The organism is Gallibacterium sp. ZY190522 (genome assembly GCF_054166015.1).
Window position 1 is genome coordinate 1603670 of sequence record NZ_CM135118.1, and the last position, 26005, is coordinate 1629674.

Below are 26005 nucleotides of genomic sequence, written 5' to 3' on the forward strand. Positions count from 1 at the left end.
ACTACTTCCCTTGATTATGATTGAAATATTTAACAATAAAATCGGCGATCTGCTGTGGTTGATTAATATCTAACTGAGGTACATCTGTTGTGCTTAAGGATAAGCGATAATCTAACGCCAATGCAATGGTGTAATCATCTATTTCAGGCAATGGCTTTTCCAATTGTTGACGATGCAACAAAATTTTTGCAATAGGTTCCTGTTTAAACCCCTCTACCAAAATGAGATCGACCAACTGCGGATCAAATTGAGTGGCAAGATAATTCAGTGAAACCGGTGCGAGCGTTTCCGTCATCAATGCCCAGCGTTGATCACAAGTCATAATAACCTGTTTTGCCCCTGCCTGTTGCATTCTCCAACTATCTTTTCCCGGTTTATCCAACTGCACATTGTGGTGAGTATGCTTGATCACTGCCGTACGAATCCCACGTGCTGCTAATAATGGCAATAACTTTTCCAATAATGTCGTTTTTCCGGTACCACTATATCCTGTAATACCCAGCATCGGGATCATTATCACTACCCCCTCTTTTTTATTTTTGTGATGAATTTGGCTGTTGCCGTTGCATTTCTTGACGCGCATTTTCAATGCTACGCTCCAATAATTCACGTTTCGGATCATCTTTTGGCAACAGTTGCAACATCATATTCCAACTGACAATCGCCATTTTATAATCACCACGCTGAAAACTATCAAATGCCAACAAGCCTAATGCATCGGCATTACTATGATCTTGACGAATTACTTCCGATAATAACGCCCGTCCTTTGCTATTGTCATTTTGATCTTGAGAAAACATTAAAATTCTGGCGTAAGCCAATTTATAGGTAAGATCACTTGGCTGTAATTGATAGGCTTTGGCATAACTATCCATCGCTAATTGTGCTTTATCTGTTGCCATCGCCATCTGTCCCATTAACCACCAATATTCAGCATTTTCAGGATTACGCTGCAATTCCTGGCGCAACGCAACAATAAACTGCTCCAATTCAGCATTGGATAATGGTTGTTTTTGTTCATCTTTCAAACGCTCAAAAAAGTGCGGTAAGTTTTGATAAGATTGCTCCAACATCTGTTCAGCTCGCCAAGATCCAACTGCAAAATAACTTGCTGACGCCATTGTTAGCAACAACAAAAAAGCGGAAACAAACCATATTTTGCCGAAGTTCCTTACTGAAAGCGGTGTCGCGTTAGACTGTTCCGGAATATCGGATAATAACGACTGCTGTAATTCTGTTTTTAATTGTTGCTCGTTATCCAATAATCCCTGCTTTGCAGCCTCCTCAATTTCTCTCACACGATCGAAATAAAAGGCTTTATTAAATACTTCACGTTTTATTTCCGTTGCTTCTTTAGTTTTTCGTAACAACGGTAAAAAACAGATAACGGCAATTACCAATGTTAATGCTAAAACACTTAACCAAAAATTCATCTATGCTTTATCCTTTTTTAATAACTGCTGTAACCGCTGTTGTTGAGCATCATCTAAATCTTCTTCAATTGCATTATCTGCTAATGAATGACGTTTACGCCAAAAAATTATCACACCAACAACTAAAAGAAATAATGGCACCAACCATAAAACCAGTGTCGCAGCAGTAAGTGGCGGATCATAAGTAACAAAATTACCGTAACGAGCTACCATATAATCAATAATTTCTTGTTTGCTTTTCCCTTGTTGTAGCAGTTCAAACACTTTGCCACGCATATCTGTCGCCACTAAAGCATTAGAGTCAGCGATATTGTTATTCTGACATTGCGGACAGCGCAACTCCTGAGTTAATTGATGATAAGTTTGCTCCTGCTCAGTAGAACTGAAATGTAACGCCTCAATCGCAGCATTGGCAGCAACAACATATCCGAAAGATAACAACAGAACAAACAACATTTTTTTTATTTGGCTGAACATACCGCCTCCTCCGCATATTTCTCATAAAGCGGCTGTAATTTCTGCTGCCACACTTGCTGATTTATGTCTCCAGCGTGGCGGTAACGAATAATGCCTTGGCAATCAACAATAAACGTTTCCGGTGCACCATAAACACCAAGATCCAAACCAAAGCTTCCCTTTTGATCGTTAATCACTTCTTGATAAGGATTACCTAAATCATTCAGCCATTTTTTTGCTTTTTCAACATCATCTTTATAGTTGATGCCAATAATGGTAATTCCTTGTTTCGCTAATTGATTTAAATACTGATGTTCAGCAAAGCAGGTTGGGCACCAAGTTGCCCATACATTTAACAATAGCGGTTTTTGCTGTAAAAACAGTTGATCGTTATAAGATTTGCTCTGATCAAATAGATTCATTAAGTGTGCTGTAACCGGTACTTTTTTACCAACCAATGCAGATTCCAAGGCTTTCGGATCTTCTCCCTGTGCATTACGAATCAACGCTACTGTTGCAACAATCACAAAGATTAAAAAAATAATTAACGGCAAATAGAGTTTTTTATTCATAAACTGCACCCTTAACCAATTTACTGAAACGATAACGGCGGTCACACATACATAAAACACTGCCGAATGCCATCAATAAACCACCAAACCAAATCCAACGGATAAATGGTTTATAATAGAGTCTTACCGCCCAAGCACCATTATCCAAACGTTCTCCTAACGCTGCATAAAGATCGCGTGTAATGCCAGCATCAATCGCCGCTTCGCTCATACTCATTCGACTTACTTGATAAAAACGTTTTTCCGCTTCTAATCGAGTAATTTTTTTGCCCTCTCTACTCACATCAATTTCTGCAGTAGCACCTAAATAATTAGGCCCATTACTCTCTTTAACCTGACTGAAAGTAAATTGATAACCTGCGACCTCGACACTATCTCCGACACTCATTCGCACATCTTTTTCAATGCTGAAATTCTGACTAAAAGCAATGCCGAACACGGTTACTGCGACACCAATATGGGCAAAAAACATTCCCCAATGTGAACGAGAAAGTTTACTGATACCTTGCAAAAATGAACTGCGATGTGTAGCACGTTGCTGTAATTCATAAGCACCTAACAATACGATAATTACCGTCATCATTGTACCTAAGACAACACTAACTGTTATTTTATCTGCTAATATTAACGGCAAAATAAAACCTAATAACGCCATTACAATTACACTGATCACAACCGGTTTTCTAATAACGGAAAATTGATCACGCCGCCATTTCACTAAAGGCCCAATGCCTAACAATAAAGAAAAAGGCACCATAATGATTAAAAACATCTGATCAAAAAACGGTGCACCAATTGAGATTGAACCTAAGCCCAACTGTTTATGCACCAATGGCAATAATGTACCTAACAACACTACCGCCAACGCCGTCATCAATAACACATTATTGAGTAACAGCATTGATTCTCGTGAATAGCGTTGATAATTATCCCGAGAGCGAATTTGGCTACCTTTATAAGCATATAACGCCAGCGAGCCGCCAATCACAACCACTAGATAAGCCAGAATATACAATCCTCGAGTTGGATCAGAAGCAAACGCGTGCACGGAAACTAAAATACCGGAACGCACTAAAAATGTGCCTAATAAACAGAGAGAAAAGACTAGAATTGCCAATAAAACCGTCCAAGCTTTAAAACTGCCACGTTTTTCTGTTACCGCAAGAGAGTGCAATAACGCTGTACCGGCAAGCCACGGCATAAAAGAAGCGTTTTCTACCGGATCCCAAAACCACCAGCCACCCCAACCGAGTTCATAATAAGCCCACCAAGATCCCAACACAATTCCCAAAGTTAAGAAACACCAAGCCGCTAATGTCCAAGGTCTTGACCATCTTGCCCAAGCAGTATCCAAATTACCGCTCATTAGAGAAGCAATAGAAAATGCAAAAACCACTGAAAAACCAACATATCCCATATACAACAACGGTGGATGGAAAATCAGCCCGATATCCTGCAACATCGGATTCAACTCTTTACCATCAACCGGTAGCTCCGGAAATGTTCGTGTAAATGGATTAGACGCAAAAATGACAAAAATCAGAAAGCCGATACTGATCATTCCCATTACTGCTAATACTCTGGCAATAGAATCTTGAGGTAAGCGACGGCTAAAAACAGCAACTGCCAAACTCCAACAGCTTAACAACCAAATCCACAATAACAAAGATCCTTCGTGCGATCCCCAAACGGCGGATAAACGATAATAGATCGGTAACTGACTGTTTGAGTTATTTACCACATATTGCACACTAAAATCGTTAATCGCAAACAGATACATTAATGCAAAAAAGGCAAAGGAGAGGGTTAAAAATAACCCCACCGTCATCGGTCTTGCTAAGGAAATTAATAATGGATTATTTTGTTTAACACCCCATAACGGCACGATTGTCAGTAAAACAGCTATCGCCAATGACAACGCTAACGCATAATTCCCGAGTTCAGCAATCATTGTTTCTCCTCAGCTTGCGATTTTTGTTCTAACATCATTTTATCCCGTTCCGATTCTGAGCTAAGATCTTTCTCAGATACGCCCATTGGATTATGAACTTTTTTCATTTGTTCACCCAATTCAGGCGGCACATAATTCTCATCGTGTTTTGCCAATACTTCACTTGCCACTAATGTCGTTGCATCTTTTAACGTACCTTGTGCAACTATACCTTGTCCTTCACGGAAAAGATCTGGCAAAATCCCTTCATATTCCACATTAATTGCCGGTCCAATATCGTTTAATTGAAATTTCACTTTTAAACTCTGCGGATCTCGTTCAACCGTTCCGGTTACTACCATTCCACCAACCCGAATACGTTGTCCAGGCTCAGGCTTCAAAGCAGCATCATTATTTTTGCCATATATTACTTCGCTCGGTGTATAAAAAAGATCAATGTTTTGACGTAACGCATACAGCATTAGCCCAGCCGCAATAGCAATACCGGCAAGTACAAATAACACTAAATACAGTCTTGATTTACGACGTGGGTTCATAATCTTTTCTCCGATGATACTTGTTGTTTCATTCGTTGTTGACGTTGTTGCTCTTTTGCAACTTCCTGCAAAATTTTTTCTTTATTTCTATGGCTAATGACCACTAATGCCAATACCGAAATCACTGAAATACCATAAGAAAGCCACACATATAAACCGTGGTTTCCCATCTGCCAAAAAGCACTCCAACTGTCAAAAAATGGTGTCATTCTTTCTTCCTTCTACTTTTTTGCGACCAATGTTTGCACCCACGCACGTTTCCTATCCGCACTGAGCAATTCATTACGATAACGCACCACTGTTAAATAAACACTCAATAACATAAAACCTAAAATCGCTAACAATAACGGGATCAACATCTCTGTAGCAATAGATGGTTTTTCAAATTTTGTGATACTTGCCCCTTGATGTAAGGTATTCCACCATTGCACCGAAAAGTGAATAATCGGTAAATTCACCACACCAACAATTGATAAAATACCTGCCGCTTTAGCACCGATACTTTTGTCTTGAAATGCACTATATAATGCAATAACACCAAAATAGAGAAATAATAAAATTAATTCTGAAGTTAAGCGGGCATCCCAAACCCACCAAGTTCCCCAAGTCGGTTTTCCCCATACCGCTCCTGTTACCAATGCCAAAAAAGTAAACACTGCACCAATCGGTGCCATTGCCACCATCGCAAGATTTGCCTGTTTAATTTGCCAAACCAATGCTACTAAAGCGGCAATTGCCATTGAAGCATAAATTCCCATCGACCAAATTGCTGCCGGTACGTGAATATACATAATACGAAAACTATTGCCTTGCTGATAATCTGCCGGTGCAAATGCCAACCCCCAAATCATCGCGACCATAAGTACAAGCAGTGAAGCAATGCCTAAAAACGGGATCAAACGCTGACAAATACGATATTGCGTTTCCGGTTTTGCGTATGGATGTAACCATTTCCACATAATTTTTCTACCCTTCTATTTATTTTATTGTTATTGCAAACTTACGCGTAATGCCGCCGCTACCGCAAAAGGACAACTGACCAAAGCTAACACTAACATTGCACCCAAAATAGCCAATTGTCCGCCGTACACCAGATGCAATGAAGCAGCATCTAATACGGCTGCTGTAAAAATAAGCACTGGAATAAATAACGGCACCACTAATAAACTTAATAACACACCGCCTTTTCTTAAGCCTACGGTCAATGCCACGCCTACTGCACCCAAACAACTTAAAATCGGTGTGCCGACAAATAAGGTTTGCACCAACGCCCACCATACGTCCACTTCAAGCGATAATAAAAGTGCGGCAATCGGTGATAACAGTATTAACGGGATACCGGTTAATAACCAATGCGAAAAAATCTTGGCAAGCGCCGTCATTGCTAACGGCATCGGCAATAAGATCAACTGTTCCAAAGAGCCGTCCAAATAATCATCTTTAAACAGACGCTCAAAAGAGAGTAATGCCGACAATAATGCCGCCACCCAAACAATACCGGGTGCAATACGGGATAACAATTGCGGTTCAGGCCCGACAACCAATGGGAACAGCGTAATGACAATTAAAAAAAACCACAGCGGATTTAAAATCTCACCGGGTTTTCGCATTGCAATTTGTAATTCTCGCTTAATTACTTCGTAAAAAATCATCTTTATTCGCTTTCAATAAATTTATATTTTTCCAACTGCACTTTTTGCACTATTCGACTCGGCACATCCTGATGACTGGTAATAATCACAATTCCGCCCTGACTGATGTGAAACTCAAATAAATTCGTTAAAACCTGCACACCACGTTTATCAATCGCATTAAACGGTTCATCCAAAATCCATAATGGCGCGGTTGATAACCATAATCTCGCCAATGCTACACGTTTTTGCTGCCCTGCTGACAGTTGATTTGCCGGAATATCTTCATACCCTAGCAATCCCACAACTTGTAAGGTTTCCCACAATATCTCCACCTGTTGACGGCTATTAGTTGTTTTTTGGAAAAAACGCAAATTTTCCCAAGCAGATAATTCCGGTTTCGTGCCGGAATGATGTCCTAAAAACAGTAAATTTTGATTAAATTCTTCCTGCTGTTGAAAAATCGATTCATTATTCCACAAAACCTGCCCTTCTCTTGGTCGAGAAAGCCCACTTAATGCACGTAACAGCGTTGTTTTACCCACTCCGTTATGCCCTTCAATCTGTACAAAATCACCACTCTGGAAACAGAGATTAACATCGTTAAACAAAATGCGTTCACCTCGTTGACAACTAAGGTGATTAACTTGTAACTGATTGATTAGATTCATATATTTATAAATACATTGTGAGATTAATTTAACGAGCGGAAATTCTAACACAAGCAGGCAATAGGTGGTATTTTTATCTGAATACGAATTATACCTCTTTGGTAGTAATTTTCGGTATAAAATAAGATTAAATGAATTTTAATTCATTGATATATAAGATTTTTTTGATATATTGGTATCACACTTTTTTTTGATCTACCGCAAAACTGCACCAATGCTGGATCTTTTTATGAAGCTACTTAAATAACCAAGATAGCACTGCTTAAAACATTGGGTACACAGCACTATCTTTTATTCAACTAAACAGAAAACGGGTATTTAATTGCCGGATGACACTGATAATTATGCACTTTGAAATCATCTAACGTGACCCAAGTTTCCAAATCTTCCAATGTCTTGATATCCGGATTAATCTCCAACTGCGGTAACGGATAAGGTTCTCGTTTTAATTGTTCATCACGCATTAATGGCAGTTGATCTTCATAAATATGTGCATTGATAATCTTATGGAACGCTTTGCCCGGCTTATGTCCGGTAATTTGTGCCATTAATGCCAAAAAGGTAAACACCTGAATTTGATTAAACGTCAATCCGAGCGGCACATCACAAGAACGTTGATAACTGGTTAAGTAGAGCGTATCACCCAATAGCGAAAATGTGTGTGTATGCATACAAGGGCGCAAGCAGCCTTGTTCAATCTCGCCCGGATTATAAAACGTTAAAATTTCGCCACGATCATCAATGCCCTTGCTTAAATCATTGACAATTTTGCGCAACTGATCGACCGTGTCGCCATTTGGTTTACGCCACGAACGCCCCTGCACGCCGTAGACGCGCCCCATATCATCCTCACCTTTGCGATACGGATTGGCAAGCCACGCCGCATTTTCATTGGCATTCGCATCCCACGTTTTGGTGCCCAATTTACGGAAATCAGCTGCATTGTCATAGCCACGAATATAGCCCAATAATTCAGCAATAGCCGCTTTCCAGAAACTCTTTCGCGTGGTAATCAATGGGAATTCATTATCAGCGACATTGTAAGTTAATGAGGCATCAATCACGGTCAAACAACGTTTTCCGGTTCTCTGATTTTCTACCCAAACGCCTTCATCAATAATACGTTGGCAAAGATCAAGATACTGTTTCATTGTTTTTCCCCTTACGCTGATATGCAAACCAAATAATGACAAGCCCGATAACAATCATCGGTGTCGAAAGAATCTGTCCCATTGAAATTTCGTGTCCGAAATAAAGCCCTAACTGTGGATCCGGTTCTCTGAAAAACTCAACAATAAAACGGAACACGCCATAACAGAACAAGAACAGACCTGAAACCGCGCCGGTTGGACGCGGTTTACGAATAAACAGATTTAAAATAGTAAACAACACCACGCCTTCCAAAAAGGCTTCATAGAGTTGTGACGGATGTCGCGGTAAATAGCCGCCGCTCGGAAACAGCACTGCCCAAGAAACATCTGTTACTCTGCCCCACAATTCATCATTAATGAAATTACCTATTCTCCCCATTCCCAAACCGAATGGAATGAGTGGTGCGATAAAATCAGCGACGGCAAAGAATTGCCGTTTTTGTGCCTTGGCGGTCAACCACATCGCCACGATTACACCGATTAGCCCACCGTGAAACGACATTCCGCCTTCCCACACCCGAATCAGATAAAGCGGATCCTGCAAGAAAAGATCAAATTGATAGAACAGAACATAGCCGATACGTCCGCCTAAAAAGACACCTAAAAATCCGTTAAAAAGCAAATTATCAAACTGATCGGCGCTCCAACCGCTGTTAGGGCGTTTTACTCGACGCATTCCCAACCAGCGCGCAAATAAAAAACCGATCAAATACATCAAGCCGTACCAACGCAGCGCAATCGGTCCGACAGCAAAAATGACAGGATCAAATTGAGGATAGGTAAAAAATTCGCTATTCATAACCACTCTATTTAATAAACATATCTATCGCAATGGCAATCAACATCAACGCAAAATAACGTTTTAAGGTAGGAATCGGCAATTTGGTTGTTGTTGTCGCACCCAATTTTGAAGTAAAGAATGAAGTTGCGGTAATGCCGACCACCGCCGGTAAATAGACGTAACCCAAAGAGTAATCCGGCATATCGGCATTCCAGCCACCAATAATAAAACTTAACATACCGGACAAACCAAGCAACATTCCACAGAAAGCGGACGACCCAATCGCTTTTTTCATATCGATACCGCGAGAATTTAAAAACGGCACAATAAAACCGCCGCCCCCAATTCCGGCAGCACTGGAAGCGATACCAATCAATATTCCACCAACTACCGAAGCCGTTTTAGTCAATGTTTTCACTGCCTGTTTTGGCTTAATCGACAACGCCATTTTCAATGCAAGATAGACGACTAAACAGGCAAAAATTTTACTGGCAATCGCTTTATCCAGTTTGCCAATAAACAGCCCTGAAATAAATGTAGTTACCATAATGACAGGTGCCAAAATTTTCACGGCATCCCAAACAATATTGCCCAATTTATGGTGGCGTTGTGCGGAAGAAAAACCAGTAACGACAATGGTAGCGAACGAAGTACCCAACGCTGATGACATCAATAAATTATCCGGAATGCCTGCCATCGGTAATAAATAGACCAGCACCGGCACAATAATTAAACCACCTCCTATACCGAACAAACCGGCAAGAAATCCGACAAGCGCACCAACCACTAAACAGATAAGAAAAAATGTGAGCATTACTAACTCCTTGTTTTATTAAACAAACGTTTTGAATATTTTGCGGAAAAAGAGCGTTTATTATTGGCGTAATTACGCTTATTTTGAACGTTCTGATAATTTACAGTAGATGCAGTAGCTTCATTTTCTCTTTGGCTAAATAGAATCGCTGAGAACTCTTTCATAATTTTGCGATAAACATCTCGTTTAAATGACACAACCTGTCTTACCGGATACCAAAAACTAACCCAGCGCCAACCATCAAATTCCGGCGATGAGCCAACATTCATATTAATATTTTTTTCCGAACTAACAAGTTGCAACAGAAACCAACGCTGTTTTTGTCCGATACAAACCGGACGAGAATCGTGGCGAATAAGACGTTTAGGTAATTTATAACGCAACCAGTGTTTTGAACTATAAATAATTTTGACATCATTGGCGGTTAAACCCACCTCTTCATAAAGCTCACGATACATCGCTTGTTCCGGCGTTTCTTTTGGATTAATGCCGCCTTGAGGGAATTGCCACGAATTTTGATTATATCGCTTCGCCCAAAAGACCTGTCCCTTTTGGTTACAAATAACAATACCGACGTTAGGACGATAACCGTCGAAATCGATCACTATCGACAACCTTAAACTAAAATTCAGATAAAAAAGATAATGTTGATTGTTTCATACTATTGTTTTTTTCTCAAGTTTCCGATTCGGCTCCATATACAAAATCATGTATTATCACGGATCTCATTCTGCTTTTATGATAGTATAAAATCTATTAATTATAATTGAAGCAAGAAAGAGTTTAAGCAAATGAGCAAATCACACGCATTACAGACATTGATACATAACGTGTTTGCTTACTGCAAACGTATCGCTGCTACACACTACAAAAAATGCCTTATGTTTATACTCTCACTGCTTTCACTTACTATCGTATTGTTGGTTACCGTTGATGTTGGCATCAGCTGGTGGGTAAAAGATCGTATCTATCGCAATATTGATCTTCTGCCTTATCGACCTTATGGATTGGTGCTGGGAACTTCAAAATATTTTAAAAACAATACGTTAAATCTATTTTATTATAATCGCCTATCTGCTGCTGAATCATTAATTAAACACCATAAAGTCAATTATCTGTTGCTCAGCGGTGATAATAGAACACTCCAATACAATGAACCACAAAGAATGTTTAAAGATTTATTAAAAATGGGGGTACCGTCACAAACTATGTTTTTTGACTATGCCGGCTTTCGCACGCTTGATTCAGTTGTTCGTGCTGATAAAGTTTTCAAAGCACAATCTTTAACCATTATCACCCAGCGCTTCCATTGTGAACGAGCCTTATTTATTGCCAAACATTATGATATTGATGCTATTTGCTATGAGGCGGATAATCCAGAAGGTTATACTTGGGTGCGTTTTCGTGAATTTTTTGCCCGTGTGCAAGCAGTTTTAGATATTATGCTCGGTAAACAGCCCTATTTTTTAGGCAAACCAGAACCGCTACCGCCACCAATTTTGCCGCCCCCTGAAAAGTAATTCTTACGATAAAAATCGAACAAATATTCGCTTTTGGCTATTGTTCTTGCTTCAAGAAAACACGATAATAGCCCTCTTATTTTTAGCGATAGATCAATGATGAGTTATATTCTTTTAATTATCAGTACTGCATTAATCAACAATTTTGTGTTAGTCAAATTCTTAGGTTTATGCCCATTTATGGGAGTTTCCAAAAAAGTGGATACTGCTGTTGGAATGGGGCTAGCAACAACTTTTGTTTTAACTGTTGCTTCATTAGTTGCCTATTTGGTTGATCACTATATTTTGTTGCCATTAAACGCTATCTATTTACGCACATTAGTCTTTATTTTAGTGATTGCCGTTGTCGTGCAATTTACAGAAATGGTTATTAATAAAACTAGCCCTACACTTTATCGCTTACTCGGTATCTTTTTACCGTTAATCACCACCAACTGTGCTGTGCTTGGTGTTGCTTTATTAAACGTTAATTTAGCACATAATTTTATCCAATCTGTTATTTACGGTTTTGGTGCTGCACTTGGTTTTTCTTTAGTACTGGTGCTGTTTGCTGCTATTCGTGAACGGATTGAAGCTGCCGATGTACCTTTTCCGTTTCGTGGTGCATCGATTGCTTTAATCACCGCCGGATTAATGTCTGTCGCCTTTATGGGTTTTAGTGGATTAGTGAGAGTCTGATGTCTTGGTTATTATCTCTATCCCCTTATATGTGGATTTTAATCAGTATTGCATTACTTGCTTTAATTTTCGGAGCCATTTTAGGTTTTTCCTCGATTAAGCTGAAAGTAGAAGCTGACCCAATTGTGGACAAAATTGATGCTTTATTACCACAAAGCCAGTGTGGACAATGTGGTTATCCGGGTTGTCGACCTTATGCAGAAGCGATTGCCAATGGCGATATCATCACTAAATGCGTTCCCGGCGGACAACCTTTAGTCGAAAAATTGGCAGATTTACTCGGTGTGGATGCACCGCAAGGCGTATTTGAAGAAGAACCTGTGCCTAAAGTTGCTTTTATCCACGAAGAAATGTGTATTGGATGCACAAAATGTATTCAAGCTTGCCCAGTTGATGCCATTATCGGTGCTAATAAAGCATTACACACTGTTATTCCTGAGCTATGTACCGGTTGTGAATTATGCGTTGCTCCTTGTCCGACTGATTGTATTACGATGGAAAAAGTCAAACCTTCCCTCGATTCTTGGAACTGGAAATATGATCAAAAATTAATTATTCCTGTCGTACAAGTACAAAATAAAAATGAGTCGGAATAAGTAAAATCATAGGAAAGTTAAGATGTTAGATGATGTATTAACCAGAATAAATAAAAATCGATTATGGGATTTTCCCGGCGGGATTCATCCACCGGAAATGAAACAGCAATCGAATGGCACTAGACTTTCCCGATTAAAACTACCTAATACTTACTACATTGCATTGAAACAGCACGCCGGTAAAGCTGGTCAGCTCTTAGTTCAAGTTGGTGATTATGTACTAAAAGGGCAAGCATTAACTCAAGGCGACGATTATCGTACGCTGCCGGTACACGCCCCCACTTCCGGCACCATAACCGCTATCGGCGGTTATGCCTCTTCGCATCCGTCTGGATTACCTGAAACCACCATCACCTTACAAGCTGACGGTAAAGATCAGTGGCGTGAACGCCAACCTATCGAAGATTTTCTTACTGTACCACCTGAACAATTGCTACAAAAAATCTATCAAGCCGGCATTGCCGGCTTAGGCGGAGCAGTATTCCCGACTGCATCTAAAATCGCCAGTGCGAAAAACAAAGTTAAATTATTAATTATTAACGGCGCAGAGTGCGAACCTTATATCACCTGTGATGATCGCTTAATGCGTGATCGCAGTCTTGATATTCTCGAAGGCATTCGGATCCTACGTTATATTTTACGTCCGCAAAAAGTGGTGTTGGCAATTGAAGATAATAAAGCAGAAGCCATTGAGGCTATACAACAAGCCTTATCCGGTGCTAACGATATTGAAATTCGCGTGATTCCAACCAAATACCCTTCCGGTGCGGCGAAACAATTAATTCAGGTTTTAACTGGTCTGGAAGTGCCAAATAATGGGCGCTCTTCACAAATTGGCGTGTTAATGAACAATGTTGCCACTGCCTTTGCGGTAAAAAAAGCGATTATTGATGACGAACCGCTCATTGAACGCGTGGTAACACTGACCGGTGATAAAATTCCGCAACCTCGTAATGTTTGGGCAAGAATAGGGACACCAATTTATCACCTGTTACAACAAGCCGGTTATCAATATGATGATCGTTTTCCTGTCTTTATGGGCGGACCGATGATGGGATTTATTTTACCAAATCTCAACTCACCGGTAACCAAAGTGACTAACTGCTTAATTGCGCCGGATCATTTTGAATATCAGCCGCCGCCGCAAGAGCGTAATTGTATTCGCTGTTCTGCCTGTTCCGATCACTGTCCAATTAAATTGATGCCACAGCAACTCTATTGGTTTGCGCGCAGTGAAGATCACGAAAAATCAGAACAGTACAACCTAAAAGATTGCATTGAATGTGGCGTTTGTGCCTATGTCTGCCCGAGCAATATTCCGCTGATCCAATATTTTCGCCAAGAAAAAGCCAAAATCGCAGAATTAAAATTAAAAGCAAAACTGGCGGAAGAGGCGAAAGTCCGTTTTGAAGCTAAACAGGCTCGAATGAAACGGGAAAAACAGGAGCGAGATCGCCGAACTCAATTAGCGGCGGAAGCTCGTCGAGCAGAGATGGCAAAACAACAAGGCGTTGATCCTGTACAAGCTGCATTGGAACGTGTTCGTCAAAAACAGGCAACTAATGCAACACCACAAATCAAAACTATCACCAACGATAAAGGTGAAATATTGCCTGATAACAGCGATATTATGGCAGCTCGTAAAGCGCGCCGTTTAGCCAAACAAGCACAAACACAAACCGGTCAACCGACATCATTGGCAACAACGGATAAAGAGAATAAACAAGCCGCTATTGCCGCTGCCATTGCCAGAGCTAAAGCGAAAAAAGCGCAGCAATCGGAAAACAGCAATAGTGCTGCCGAATCCTCTTCAGTGGCAACTGAAAGCAGCGAGGATACCGATCCGCGTAAAGCCGCTATTTCCGCCGCCATTGCCAGAGCTAAAGCGAAAAAAGCGCAGCAAGCGGAAAACAGCAATAGCGCCGCCGAATCTTCTTCGGTGGCTGCTGAAAGCAACACAGATGCTGATCCACGTAAAGCCGCTATCGCCGCCGCCATTGCCAGAGCTAAAGCAAAAAAAGCGCAACAAGCGGAAAACAGCAATAGCGCTTCCGAATCTTCTTCTGTAGCTGCTGAAAACAACACAGATACCGATCCGCGTAAAGCCGCTATCGCCGCCGCCATTGCCAGAGCTAAAGCGAAAAAAGCACAAACGCTTACGAAAACGGAAACAGTCATTTTAATAACAAAAGACGAATCATTAGATAATCAACAAAGCAATAATACCGATGATCATTCCATTGATAATCATCAGAATACAGATCCTAAAAAAGCGGCGATTGCAGCAGCAATAGCCAGAGCAAAGGCAAAAAAAGCAGTAAGAGAAGGAAATCAAGATAATGTTTAGAATGGCAAGTTCTCCTCACGTACATTCCCATAGCTTGACCGCAAAAGTAATGTTGTGGGTAATTGTAGCAATGATTCCAGCAATTATGGTACAAATCTACTACTTTGGTTTCGGTACTTTAATTCAGCTGTTATTAGCTGTGATTTTCGCTATTTTACTGGAGTGGATTGTAACTAGATTACGCACTAAGAAAAATTTTGCTGATTTATCGGATATGAGCGTCATCTTGACAGCTATTATTTTAGCAGTTGCCATTCCACCTTATGCTCCCTATTGGATAATTCTGCTTGGCATTTTTTGTGCTGTTATTTTAGGTAAGCAAGTTTATGGCGGACTTGGGCAAAATCCTTTTAATCCGGCAATGGTAGGGTACGCTATTCTGTTGGTATCTTTTCCGGCACAGATGACCGCTTGGGCATTGCCAAATCATTTATTAATTGAACCTACCGGATTTAAAGATGCTTATTTATTGATATTTCAAGGTGTTACCAGTGATGGCTACAGCCTACATCAACTTACTTCTACGATTGACGGCATCACTCAAGCAACTCCATTAGATAGCGTTAAAACCGGAATAAAAAATCATCTAACATTGGGTCATATCGCGGCTTCACCAATTTTTCAACACGACAATTTGCATGATATCCTTACTATCACGATGGGGATCGGTTGGTGGCAAGTTAATCTTGCATTTCTGGTCGGTGGGCTTTTCCTTATATGGAAAAAAGTGATTCACTGGCAAATTCCTTTTGCAATGTTGCTCACCTTAGCCATTTTGGCTACAGCAACTTGGTTGATCGCACCACAAACTTATCCATCACCGTTATGGCAACTTTTTTCCGGTGCAACGATGTTCGGTGCTTTTTTTATTGCCACCGATCCGGTAACGGCCTCTATCACACCGAAAGGGAAATTATTATTTGGTAGTTTAATCGGTCTCTTACTTTATGTTATCCGCTTCTATGGTGGTTATCCTGACGGCGTAGCATTTGCTGTTTTATTGAGCAACATTTGTGTCCCGTTAATCGATCATTACACTCGTCCCCGTCTTTATGGCCGCTAAGGAGAAAAAATGGCAACGCTAAAACGTACAACCATTAACTATGCTTTAATCTTAGCCTTTGTTGCTTTGGTTTGCACTTTAATCACATTGGCAATGTACTCATTAACACAAGATAAAATTCAACGAGTAATGGAAAATCAACAGAAACAACTTTTATCTGAAGTGCTACCACCAAATTTTGCTGATAATGATCTGTTAAAATCGTGCTACATTCCAAATAATAACAAGCAGTTAGCCGATATTTCTAAACTTTATTTGGCAAAAAAACAGAATAAAACCGTTGCTTATCTGTTTGAAACCACCGCACCGGATGGTTACTCAGGTAATATTCGTATTTTGGTGGCAGTAACACCAGAACGTGAAGTGTTAGGAGTCCGTGTCTTGGAACATCACGAAACACCTGGATTGGGTGATAAGATCGAAACACGGCTTTCCGACTGGATCTTAGCCTTCAGCAATAAACAATTTAATCTTAATGAGTTAGACAAATGGGCAGTAAAAAAAGATGGTGGTGAATTTGATCAATTTGCCGGCGCAACTATTACTCCACGAGCGGTTGTTAATGCAGTGAAAAAAGGGTTACTGCAATTACTCTCTCAACCATTTGCATTTAACCCTGAAGATTACAATCGTTGCAATTAAGTAAAGAGGTGTTGAATGAATCATAGTACTTCAGAAGTAACTACTCACACTGATAGCGCCAATTCCGTTTGGAAAACTTTGTTTATTCAAGGTGTATGGAAGAATAACGCCGCATTAGTACAATTATTAGGATTGTGTCCATTATTGGCAGTGTCCAATTCTGTTGCTAATGCGTTAGGGCTTGGTTTAGCAACAATGCTAGTGTTGATTTGTACTAACAGTATGGTTTCTCTATGCCGGCACCTTATTCCTAAAGCTATTCGTATTCCGATTTATGTGATGATTATTGCTTCAACTGTAACTATCGTGCAGCTAGCAATGAATGCATATACTTATTCTCTTTATCAATCATTAGGGATTTTTATTCCATTAATTGTAACCAACTGCATAGTAATTGGTCGTGCCGAAGCCTATGCTTCAAAAAACAGTTTATGGCATGCAATGTTCGATGGTTTCTCAATGGGATTGGGAATGACGCTAAGCTTGGTTGTGTTAGGGGCACTACGCGAAACTATCGGTAATGGCACACTGTTCAATGGTATGGAACAGCTGTTCGGCGAATCAGCAAAAGCCTTGAAAATCACACTATTTCACTCTGACAGCCATTTTCTACTTGCGATTTTACCTCCCGGTGCTTTCCTTGGCTTAGGAATACTTTTAGCATTAAAGAACATTATTGAACGGAAGAAATAATGAACCAACAAAAAAGAATAGAAATTCTCACTCGTTTGCGTGATGCCAATCCGCACCCTACAACAGAGTTAAAATATAATTCAGTTTTTGAATTGCTCATTGCTGTAATTTTATCGGCACAAGCGACAGATGTTGGCGTAAATAAAGCAACTGCAAAATTATTTCCGGTAGCAAATACACCACAGGCAATACTTGATTTAGGTGTAGATAGTTTAAAAAATTATATAAAAACTATCGGTTTATATAATAGTAAAGCAGAAAATATTATAAAAACTTGTCGAGTGTTAATTGAAAAGTATAATGGCGAGGTTCCGGAATCACGTGAAGCATTGGAATCTTTGCCGGGCGTTGGGCGTAAAACCGCAAATGTGGTGTTGAATACTGCTTTTGGTTGGCCAACGATTGCCGTTGACACCCATATTTTTCGTGTCGCCAATCGTACCGGTTTCGCACCTGGGAAAGATGTGCTCGCCGTTGAAAAAAAATTATTAAAAGTCGTTCCGGATGAATTTAAAGTCGATGTTCACCATTGGCTTATTTTGCACGGACGCTACACCTGTATCGCTCGTAAACCTCGTTGCGGTGCCTGTTTGATTGAAGATCTGTGTGAATTTAAAGATAAAACCGAATATTAAAAACTATTGGAGATAATATGACTACTCACACAGAAAGACAGACCTGGTCAAACCGACTGACTTATGTTTTAACCGTAGCCGGTGCAACTGTCGGTTTTGGTGCTACTTGGCGTTTTCCCTATCTGGTCGGTGAAAACGGTGGTGGCGCTTATGTATTACTATTCTGTATTGCAATGATTGTGATCGGCATTCCAATGATTCTAGTTGAAAATGTTATTGGTCGGCGTATTCGTGTTAATGCTATCGATTCGTTCAGCGGAAACATTCACCATAAACCTATTCCTCGTTATTGGAAAGTTGTCGGCTATCTCAGCGTACTCGGTGCATTCTGCATTATGGCGTACTATATGGTGCTCGGCGGTTGGGTGATTAATTATATCGTCAGTTTGCTCAGTGGCGCTTTGGACATCAGCGCACCGATTACTGCCGACACCACGAAAAATTTCTTCCAAGCTACCATTATGGATAATCCGGCAATGATTAGCCTGTACACCTTTTTGTTTGTCTTGGTTAACTATGTGATTCTGGTGAAAGGGGTGATTGACGGCATTGAAAAATCGGTGAAATATTTGATGCCGCTGTTATTTATCTTTTTAATCTGTATGGTGATTCGTAATGTTACGCTGCCGGGTGCTTGGCAAGGCATTGTGTTCTATCTCAAACCTGATTTCTCTAAGATCACACCGCAGCTTTTCGTTTTTGTCTTGGGGCAAGTCTTTTTCGCTTTAAGTTTAGGTTTCGGCGTTATCGTTACCCTCTCCAGTTATCTGAAAAAAGGAGAAAATTTGGTGCAAACTGCGGTCATAACCGGCTGCGTCAATACCATTATTGCGGTCTTGGCCGGCTTTATGATTTTCCCGTCACTGTTCACTTTCGGGATTGCACCAAATTCAGGGCCAACCTTAGTATTCCAAAGTTTACCGATCGTGTTTTCTCATATGTGGGCGGGTAAGTTTTTTGCGGTGATCTTTTTCAGTTTATTGCTGATTGCGGCATTAACCACCTCACTCACCATTTATGAAGTCTTGATTACCGCCTTGCAGGAAAAAACGAAAATTAATCGCCGTTTAGCGATTCTCTTCGTTCTCGGTGCGATCTTTCTTCTTGGCAATGTGCCATCAATTTTAAGTTACGGTCCTTGGCACGACGTTCATTTCTTCGGCAAAAATATTTTTGATGCCTTTGATTTTGTCAGCGGCAATATTCTCTTTATGCTCACCGCACTATTCTGTGCTGTTTTTGTCGGTTTTGTAATGAAAGATGAAGCTAAACGAGAATTGAGATTAGGCGAAAATTCTAAATTGGCACAATGGTGGTTCAGCTATGTTAAATATATCGTGCCACTTGTCATTATTGTAATCTTTATCAGTAACTTAATTTAATTCGCTTTTGGCTTGAGAAGTCTTAAATTCTAGGTATTCTTCCAATTGTTCAATGGCGGCAAGACAACGTTGTCGCCGTTGTTGCAATAGTGCAAGCTGTTGTTGAAAGAGAGGTTTCTGCTCTCTCGATGCCAGTTGTTGCTGCTGTTCCAAATCAGCGATGCGATCATTAAAACGCGTTAAAAATTCATAATATTTATGAATTCTCTCCTCTGCCGGTAGTTCAAAAACATCATACTGTTTTTTCTCTGTTTTTTGTGGCTGACCTGCTACCGTTTCCGCTTTTTTCGCTGATCTTTCAGTGCGTTGCAAAGCCTCCAGCAACACTCGGAACTGAATGCTGATTTGCTCCGCCAAATAAGCAACCACCTCAACCTTATCTAAGGTCGCCAAGCGAGCGATATTTTGTTCAATTTGCGCAATGTAGTAGCGTAACGGCTGTCCCGATTCCGCAAAAACGGTGCGCTCAAACTGCTGCTTAATAATCTGCTCACCGTCATAACGGCAGAAAAGCTGTAATTGTTGCTGTAATTGAGAGATGAGTTGTTGCTGATTTGTCATAATAGGATAAGCACAAGATCCGGTGCGGCATTGTCACCGCACCGATAACGGAAATTACATTTTTTCGACAGTTTTAATGCCTAACAGATCCAATCCCTGTTTTAACACTTTCGCCGTTAATGCTACCAATTTCAAACGACTTTGTTTGACCTCTTCCGCTTGATTTAAGATTGGGCAATGTTCATAGAAGGAAGAAAATGCCCCTGCTAAATCATAAAGATAAGCGCATAAAACGTGAGGCGTACCCTCTTTCACTACAGTGTTAATCGCTTCTTCAAATTTCAATAAAGTTAACGCTAACTGACGCTCTTTATCATCCTTAATTTGAATTTCACCTGCCAACTGCTGAGGATCAATGCCACTATTGGCAAAAATAGAACGGATACGCGTGTAAGCATACTGAATATAAGGTGCGGTATTGCCTTCAAACGTCAACATATTATCCCAATCAAACACATAATCGGTCGTGCGGTTTTTGGATAAGTCAGCATATTTCACCGCACCGATACCAACGACTTCCGCCACTTGACGCTGTTCTTCAGCGCTTAAATTGGTTGATTTCTCGCTAATCAATTTTTCTGCACGCTCTACCGCTTCATCCAACAGATCCGCCAATTTCACTGTGCCGCCAGTACGCGTTTTGAACGGCTTATTATCTTTACCCAACATCATTCCGAAATTGAAATGATCCCAAGTTACGCTTTCCGGCACATATCCTGCTTTACGCACAATTAACCAAACCTGTTGTAAATGTTGGCTTTGACGACTATCGGTAAAATAGAGAATACGGTCGGCGTGCAAAGTTTCATAACGATATTTTGCACAGGCGATATCGGTAGTCGCATAAAGATAACCGCCATCCTTCTTCTGAATAATAACGCCTAGCGGATCACCCTCTTTATTTTTAAACTCATTTAAAAACACCACTACTGCGCCATCATCTTTCACCGCTAATCCTTTTGCTTCCAAATCGGCAACAATGCCCGGCAACATTGGGTTATAAAGGCTTTCTCCCATAACATCCTTATCGGTAAGTGTTACATTTAAGCGATCATAATTGCGCTGATTCTGTTTCATTGTAATGTCAACTAACTTGCGCCACATCTTACGACAATACTCATCACCACCTTGCAACTTCACCACATAACCGCGCGCTTTTTCGGCAAAAACTTCATCTTCATCATAATGTTTTTTCGCTTCACGATAGAATGCTTCCAAATCGCTTAATTCCATATCGGATGCATTTTCATTCTGCATTTTTTCCAAATAGGCAATCAACATTCCAAATTGTGTTCCCCAATCACCTACGTGATTAGCTCGAATCACATTGTGTCCGACAAACTCCAAAGTACGCACTACCGCATCACCGATAATGGTTGAACGCAAATGCCCGACGTGCATCTCTTTTGCCACGTTCGGCGCTGAATAATCCGCCACAATAGTTTGCGCTTTTACCGGCGAAATTAAAAAATGGTGATCCAGCAACATTTTATTGGTTTGTACTGCCAACCAAGAAGAATTAAGAAAAATATTGATAAATCCCGGTCCGGCAATTTCCACTTTTTCAATCATTTCACCAAGATCAAGATTTTCCACTACTTTTTGTGCCAAATCACGCGGTGGCATTGCCAATTTTTTTGCTGCCGCCATCACGCCGTTTGCTTGATAATCGCCAAACTGTGCTTTGCTTGACGGACGAACCAAAGCTTCACTTTGTTGATCTGCTCCGGCGGCAATCATTGCTTGTTTAATTTTTTCAGATAGAATGGTTTGAATATTCACAAATATATGCCTTATTGAATTTAAACGATAAATTTAAACTCGTAATGATACTAGGCTTTCCACTATCAGAAAAGTATAAAAAACAAAATACCCTCGCATTATGACTGAAGCAAAATTATTACAACAATTTCCTGAATTATCAGCCCAATTAGTTGAAGCAGAAAAACTATTTGCGCAAATTCTCACACTGACACAATTAGATCGATTAAAGCTCTGTATCGATCATATTGCATTACGTGTGAATGAATTTGATACTGCCAAACTTTGGCAACAAGCACTTGCTGCTGATTCAGAACTGTTAAGCAATAACAAGATCAACGGTCGCCCGATTTATCTTTATCAACTGCCACAACCATTATTCATCCTGAATCAAGCAGTGAATATCATTGAATTACCGTTTCCAAATGAAAAAAGATATCCACAACAAGGTTGGGAACATATTGAATTAGTTTTACCTTTTTTAAAGAATGAATCAATTGAACAATGGTTTCATCGTGCAGAAAATATGCTTAATATCGAACCCCACAAAATTATTTTGAAAAAAAACTGTCATAAAGCAGATGGCGAAGGTTTACCAAATCCAGCACTTGCCATAAAATTAACGGATAAAAATAATTTTACAACAATTAAATTGCATCCTTTTTCTATTAAAGAAATTGTGATGTCGGAACAGATATAATAGGAGAAAAATATGAAAAAGATCACTTTAATTGCAAGTCTATTAACAGCAGTTACGTTGGCAGGTTGTTCTAATTCTGATCTCTATAGTGGCAACGTATACGGTGGCGGGCAAGCAAAAGAAGCTAGAGCTGTCAGCTATGGACGCATCATTTCTGTACGTCCAGTAACCATTCAAGGAGAAAGCAATTCTCAAGGTGTTATCGGTACTGTCGGTGGTGGTGCATTAGGCGGTATTGTTGGTTCAACCATCGGTGGTGGTAAGGGACAAGCTATCGCTACCGCTGTCGGTGCTATCGCCGGTGCGGTTGTTGGTAATAAAATTGAACAAAAATTGGATCAAACTAACGGTGTTGAACTTGTAATCCAAAAAGAAGATGGTCAACGTATTGCTGTGGTACAAAAAGCAGATCCTAGTTTTGTGCCGGGTGCCAGAGTGCAACTTGTCGGCAGCGGTGCGTCTTTAAACGTTTCCGTACTTTAATCCCTTTTTCAGCGAATTACCTCGGTAATTCGCTGTTTTCTATTTAAGGCAAATAATTATGACTATGAAAATTCAATTATCCTCACAGCCGGCATCTGAAGTTTGGGGAGAAAATGCATTAATCTCATTTCAAAACGATCAAACCATTATTCACTTTACTGAAAAACAGAACATTAATGATATACAAAAAGCAGCTCGTAAATTACGTAACCAAAATTTCAAAGAGGTAGAATTAATTGGCGATAACTGGCAATTAGAACATTGCTGGGCATTCTATCAAGGATTTTATACTGCAAAACAAAACTTCTCTATTGAATTTCCTTGTTTAGCTGAAGATGATGAAGCGGAGCTTTATGAACGTATTCGTTGTAGCGATTTTATTCGTGAAATCATCAATTTACCTGCAGAAATCATCACTCCAACTGAATTGGCAAGCAGAGCGGCAAAATTTATTAGTGAACAAGCAGATAATTATGCCGTAAAAGGTTGCGTCAGTTATCACATTATTAGTCGTGAAGAACTGAAAGAACGTGGTTACAATGGTATTTGGGAAGTTGGTAAAGGTTCTCATAATAAACCGGCGATGCTGCAATTAGATTTCAATCCTAGCGGCAATCCTAATGAACCCGTTTTCGCTTGTTTAGTCGGTAAGGGTATTACTTTCGATTCTGGCGGTTATAGCATTAAACCAAGTAACAGTATGGACTCTATGCGTTCAGATATGGGTGGTGCGGCACTATTAACCGGCGCACTCGGTTTTGCCATTGCTCGAGGATTAACAAAACGCGTAAAACTTTACTTATGCTGTGCTGAAAATTTAGTAAGTAGTAAAGCATTCAAATTAGGTGATATTATCAAATATCGCAACGGCGTTACTGTTGAAGTCTTAAATACTGATGCTGAGGGACGCTTAGTGTTAGCTGATGGTTTGATTGAAGCTTCTGCACAAAAACCGGATATTATTATTGATTGCGCAACCTTGACTGGTGCGGCCAAAGTAGCTGTCGGCAATGACTATCACTCCGTACTCTCAATGGATGAACAGTTAGTTTCTGCACTTTTCAATTCAGCTAAAGAAGAAAACGAACCTTTTTGGCGTTTGCCATTTGAGCCGTTCCATCGTGATCAAATTAGCTCATCCTTTGCTGATATTTCTAATACAGCGAGTGTAAATACACCAGCAGGTGCAAGCACCGCAACTGCATTTTTATCTCACTTTGTTGAAAATTATCAGCAAAATTGGTTACATATCGACTGTTCCGCCACTTTCCGTAAAGTAGCAAGCCCATTATGGTCGGTCGGTGCAACGGGAATCGGAATGAAAACTTTAGCTAACTTATTAATTTCTTTTGAAAAATAGGAAATCTTTATGGCTCTAGAACGTACACTTGCAATTATTAAACCGGATATTATCGAACGCCACTTAATCGGAGCAATTATTTCGCGTTTGGAGCAGGCTCAATTTTCCATTGTGGCTATGAAAATGGTTCACTTAAATCAACAGCAAGCTGCCGGTTTCTATGCTGAACACGAAGGTAAGCCATTTTTTGAAAATTTAATTGCCTTTATGACCTCTACACCAGTGGTTGTTCTAGTGTTGGAAAAAGAGAATGCTATTGCTGATTATAGGGAATTAATGGGCAAAACAAACCCTGTTGATGCTCATATGGGTACTCTACGCCGAGATTTTGCTTTAGACGGCAGCCGAAACAGCGTTCACGGTTCAGACTCCATCCAATCAGCCGAAAGAGAAATTGCCTATTTCTTTACTTCAAATGAACTATTTTAATCACAAAAAATGCGTGAGCTATGGCTCACGCATTCTGTTCATTTAAATATATTCCAAGCGTTACACATTAAATCTGAAGTGCATTACATCGCCATCCTGAACGATATAATCTTTTCCTTCCAAACGCCATTTGCCGGCTTCTTTCGCCCCATTTTCACCTTTATACTGCACGAAATCATCATAACTGATCACTTCTGCACGAATAAAGCCGCGTTCAAAATCGGTGTGAATCACTGCCGCTGCTTTTGGTGCGGTGGCGCCGATAGATACCGTCCAAGCACGCACTTCTTTAACGCCAGCAGTAAAATAAGTTTGTAAATTCAATAACTTATAACCTGCGCGAATCACTCGGTTTAATCCCGGCTCTTCCAAGCCAAGTTCTTGTAGGAATTCGATTTTTTCATCATCTTCCAATTCAGCAATTTCCGCCTCAATCGCCGCACAAACCGGCACCACTACTGCGCCCTCTTTTTCGGCAATTTCACGCACACGATCAAGATAAGGGTTATTTTCAAAACCATCTTCATTGACATTGGCAATATACATTGTCGGTTTCAAAGTTAAAAAGTTATAACTTTTAATCGCTTGCAACTCTTCCGCATCCAAGCCGATAGAACGTAACATTCCGGCATTTTCAAGCACCGGCAAGCATTTTTCCATCACCGATAACTCGAATTTTGCCTCTTTATCGCCGCCTTTAGCACGTTTTTGCAAACGCAAAATGGCTTTTTCACAGCTTTCTAAATCTGCCAATGCCAATTCGGTATTAATGACTTCAATATCATCCGCCGGATCAATTTTTCCTGAAACGTGTACAATATCATTGTTTTCAAAACAACGTACAACGTGTCCAATCGCATCGGTTTCTCGAATATTGGCTAAAAATTTATTACCTAAACCTTCCCCGTTAGAAGCACCTTTCACCAAACCAGCAATATCGACAAATTCCATAGTTGTCGGCAATATGCGCTGTGGATTCACAATTTTTGCCAATTCATCCAAACGAGGATCTGGCATTGGTACCACACCGGTATTCGGTTCAATTGTACAAAACGGATAGTTTGCCGCTTCAATTCCTGCTTTAGTCAATGCATTAAATAATGTTGATTTACCTACATTTGGTAACCCAACAATTCCACACTTAAATCCCATAATTTAT

The 26005-nt window shown here is 40.2% G+C and carries 30 protein-coding genes; 13 read left to right on the forward strand and 17 right to left on the reverse strand.

The window, feature by feature from the left end; genetic code table 11:
* Position 1 precedes the first annotated feature (1 nt).
* From mobB to rppH, 14 genes are all read right to left on the reverse strand, one after another.
* Entirely contained in the window at positions 2–514 is a 513-nt protein-coding gene (gene mobB, locus ACXPAV_RS07780) for a molybdopterin-guanine dinucleotide biosynthesis protein MobB (RefSeq protein WP_458004405.1), read from the reverse strand.
* A gap of 19 nt (positions 515–533) precedes the next feature.
* Complete coding sequence (gene ccmI, locus ACXPAV_RS07785) at positions 534–1433, reverse strand: c-type cytochrome biogenesis protein CcmI (RefSeq protein ID WP_065230662.1); 900 nt, start codon at positions 1431–1433, stop codon at positions 534–536.
* Positions 1434–1910 carry a cytochrome c-type biogenesis protein gene (locus ACXPAV_RS07790; RefSeq protein ID WP_065230661.1) on the reverse strand — a complete coding sequence of 159 codons (477 nt, stop codon included), beginning with the start codon at positions 1908–1910 and terminating at the stop codon, positions 1434–1436.
* A complete protein-coding gene (locus ACXPAV_RS07795; RefSeq protein ID WP_039134201.1) occupies positions 1895–2461 on the reverse strand; it encodes a DsbE family thiol:disulfide interchange protein in 567 nt (188 codons plus the stop codon). The genes ACXPAV_RS07790 and ACXPAV_RS07795 overlap by 16 nt, the downstream gene beginning before the upstream one ends.
* The gene (locus ACXPAV_RS07800; RefSeq protein WP_039173001.1) at positions 2454–4412 is read right to left on the reverse strand and encodes a heme lyase CcmF/NrfE family subunit; all 1959 of its coding nucleotides are present in this window, start codon (positions 4410–4412) and stop codon (positions 2454–2456) included. Before ACXPAV_RS07800 ends, ACXPAV_RS07795 begins: the two co-directional genes overlap by 8 nt.
* Positions 4409–4948 (reverse strand): cytochrome c maturation protein CcmE, encoded by a 540-nt coding sequence (ccmE, locus tag ACXPAV_RS07805; RefSeq protein ID WP_065230659.1) that lies wholly within the window; start codon positions 4946–4948, stop codon positions 4409–4411. The genes ACXPAV_RS07800 and ccmE overlap by 4 nt, the downstream gene beginning before the upstream one ends.
* The gene (gene ccmD, locus ACXPAV_RS07810; protein ID WP_065230658.1) at positions 4945–5157 is read right to left on the reverse strand and encodes a heme exporter protein CcmD; all 213 of its coding nucleotides are present in this window, start codon (positions 5155–5157) and stop codon (positions 4945–4947) included. Before ccmD ends, ccmE begins: the two co-directional genes overlap by 4 nt.
* 12 nt (positions 5158–5169) lie before the next feature.
* Entirely contained in the window at positions 5170–5907 is a 738-nt protein-coding gene (locus tag ACXPAV_RS07815) for a heme ABC transporter permease (protein ID WP_039160543.1), read from the reverse strand.
* Between the two features lie 30 nt (positions 5908–5937).
* Positions 5938–6600 carry a heme exporter protein CcmB gene (gene ccmB, locus ACXPAV_RS07820; protein ID WP_458003160.1) on the reverse strand — a complete coding sequence of 221 codons (663 nt, stop codon included), beginning with the start codon at positions 6598–6600 and terminating at the stop codon, positions 5938–5940.
* A 2-nt stretch (positions 6601–6602) separates the two neighbouring features.
* Positions 6603–7250, reverse strand: coding sequence for a cytochrome c biogenesis heme-transporting ATPase CcmA (gene ccmA / locus ACXPAV_RS07825; protein WP_458003161.1), 648 nt, complete (start codon positions 7248–7250; stop codon positions 6603–6605).
* Positions 7251–7549: 299 nt separating this feature from the next.
* On the reverse strand, positions 7550–8401 hold the full coding sequence (locus ACXPAV_RS07830; RefSeq protein WP_458003162.1) for a thymidylate synthase: 852 nt from the start codon (positions 8399–8401) through the stop codon (positions 7550–7552).
* On the reverse strand, positions 8385–9200 hold the full coding sequence (gene lgt, locus ACXPAV_RS07835; protein ID WP_018345561.1) for a prolipoprotein diacylglyceryl transferase: 816 nt from the start codon (positions 9198–9200) through the stop codon (positions 8385–8387). Before lgt ends, ACXPAV_RS07830 begins: the two co-directional genes overlap by 17 nt.
* 7 nt (positions 9201–9207) lie before the next feature.
* A complete protein-coding gene (locus tag ACXPAV_RS07840) occupies positions 9208–9996 on the reverse strand; it encodes a sulfite exporter TauE/SafE family protein (RefSeq protein WP_039134181.1) in 789 nt (262 codons plus the stop codon).
* Between the two features lie 2 nt (positions 9997–9998).
* The gene (rppH, locus tag ACXPAV_RS07845; protein WP_458003163.1) at positions 9999–10601 is read right to left on the reverse strand and encodes an RNA pyrophosphohydrolase; all 603 of its coding nucleotides are present in this window, start codon (positions 10599–10601) and stop codon (positions 9999–10001) included.
* A 186-nt stretch (positions 10602–10787) separates the two neighbouring features.
* On the opposite strand from rppH, the gene ACXPAV_RS07850 reads away from it, so the two are divergent.
* The 9 genes from ACXPAV_RS07850 to ACXPAV_RS07890 all read left to right on the forward strand — a co-directional run bounded on the left by ACXPAV_RS07850 (position 10788) and on the right by ACXPAV_RS07890 (position 19552).
* On the forward strand, positions 10788–11516 hold the full coding sequence (locus ACXPAV_RS07850; RefSeq protein WP_458003164.1) for a SanA/YdcF family protein: 729 nt from the start codon (positions 10788–10790) through the stop codon (positions 11514–11516).
* Between the two features lie 96 nt (positions 11517–11612).
* Positions 11613–12194, forward strand: a complete 582-nt coding sequence (gene rsxA, locus ACXPAV_RS07855; protein ID WP_039134177.1) for an electron transport complex subunit RsxA — start codon at positions 11613–11615, stop codon at positions 12192–12194.
* On the forward strand, positions 12194–12790 hold the full coding sequence (rsxB, locus tag ACXPAV_RS07860) for an electron transport complex subunit RsxB (protein ID WP_039173026.1): 597 nt from the start codon (positions 12194–12196) through the stop codon (positions 12788–12790). The genes rsxA and rsxB overlap by 1 nt, the downstream gene beginning before the upstream one ends.
* A gap of 22 nt (positions 12791–12812) precedes the next feature.
* A complete protein-coding gene (gene rsxC / locus ACXPAV_RS07865; RefSeq protein ID WP_458003165.1) occupies positions 12813–15137 on the forward strand; it encodes an electron transport complex subunit RsxC in 2325 nt (774 codons plus the stop codon).
* A complete protein-coding gene (gene rsxD / locus ACXPAV_RS07870) occupies positions 15130–16200 on the forward strand; it encodes an electron transport complex subunit RsxD (protein WP_039173032.1) in 1071 nt (356 codons plus the stop codon). The genes rsxC and rsxD overlap by 8 nt, the downstream gene beginning before the upstream one ends.
* A gap of 9 nt (positions 16201–16209) precedes the next feature.
* Complete coding sequence (rsxG, locus tag ACXPAV_RS07875; RefSeq protein ID WP_039134168.1) at positions 16210–16842, forward strand: electron transport complex subunit RsxG; 633 nt, start codon at positions 16210–16212, stop codon at positions 16840–16842.
* Positions 16843–16857: 15 nt separating this feature from the next.
* The gene (locus ACXPAV_RS07880; protein ID WP_458003166.1) at positions 16858–17535 is read left to right on the forward strand and encodes an electron transport complex subunit E; all 678 of its coding nucleotides are present in this window, start codon (positions 16858–16860) and stop codon (positions 17533–17535) included.
* A complete protein-coding gene (gene nth / locus ACXPAV_RS07885) occupies positions 17535–18170 on the forward strand; it encodes an endonuclease III (protein WP_065230648.1) in 636 nt (211 codons plus the stop codon). The genes ACXPAV_RS07880 and nth overlap by 1 nt, the downstream gene beginning before the upstream one ends.
* 17 nt (positions 18171–18187) lie before the next feature.
* Positions 18188–19552: a sodium-dependent transporter gene (locus ACXPAV_RS07890; protein ID WP_458003167.1), complete on the forward strand. Its 1365-nt coding sequence runs from the start codon at positions 18188–18190 to the stop codon at positions 19550–19552.
* On the opposite strand, the gene priC is transcribed toward ACXPAV_RS07890, so the two are convergent.
* Positions 19544–20113: a primosomal replication protein PriC gene (priC, locus tag ACXPAV_RS07895; protein ID WP_458003168.1), complete on the reverse strand. Its 570-nt coding sequence runs from the start codon at positions 20111–20113 to the stop codon at positions 19544–19546. The two genes, ACXPAV_RS07890 and priC, sit on opposite strands and share 9 nt — an antisense overlap.
* A 54-nt stretch (positions 20114–20167) precedes the next feature.
* The gene (gene argS, locus ACXPAV_RS07900) at positions 20168–21895 is read right to left on the reverse strand and encodes an arginine--tRNA ligase (RefSeq protein ID WP_458003169.1); all 1728 of its coding nucleotides are present in this window, start codon (positions 21893–21895) and stop codon (positions 20168–20170) included.
* Between the two features lie 100 nt (positions 21896–21995).
* Here argS and ACXPAV_RS07905 point away from each other — a divergent pair, with 100 nt between their 5' ends.
* From ACXPAV_RS07905 to ndk, 4 genes are read left to right on the forward strand one after another with little or no spacing between them, the layout of a single operon-like run.
* Positions 21996–22574, forward strand: coding sequence for a VOC family protein (locus tag ACXPAV_RS07905; RefSeq protein WP_458003170.1), 579 nt, complete (start codon positions 21996–21998; stop codon positions 22572–22574).
* A gap of 12 nt (positions 22575–22586) precedes the next feature.
* A complete protein-coding gene (locus ACXPAV_RS07910; RefSeq protein WP_458003171.1) occupies positions 22587–23057 on the forward strand; it encodes a glycine zipper 2TM domain-containing protein in 471 nt (156 codons plus the stop codon).
* 58 nt (positions 23058–23115) lie between these two features.
* Positions 23116–24417 carry an aminopeptidase PepB gene (gene pepB / locus ACXPAV_RS07915; RefSeq protein ID WP_458003172.1) on the forward strand — a complete coding sequence of 434 codons (1302 nt, stop codon included), beginning with the start codon at positions 23116–23118 and terminating at the stop codon, positions 24415–24417.
* A gap of 9 nt (positions 24418–24426) precedes the next feature.
* The gene (ndk, locus tag ACXPAV_RS07920; protein WP_039168198.1) at positions 24427–24846 is read left to right on the forward strand and encodes a nucleoside-diphosphate kinase; all 420 of its coding nucleotides are present in this window, start codon (positions 24427–24429) and stop codon (positions 24844–24846) included.
* 60 nt (positions 24847–24906) lie between these two features.
* Here ndk and ychF read toward each other — a convergent pair whose 3' ends face one another.
* Positions 24907–25998 (reverse strand): redox-regulated ATPase YchF, encoded by a 1092-nt coding sequence (gene ychF / locus ACXPAV_RS07925; RefSeq protein ID WP_458003173.1) that lies wholly within the window; start codon positions 25996–25998, stop codon positions 24907–24909.
* Positions 25999–26005 lie beyond the last annotated feature (7 nt).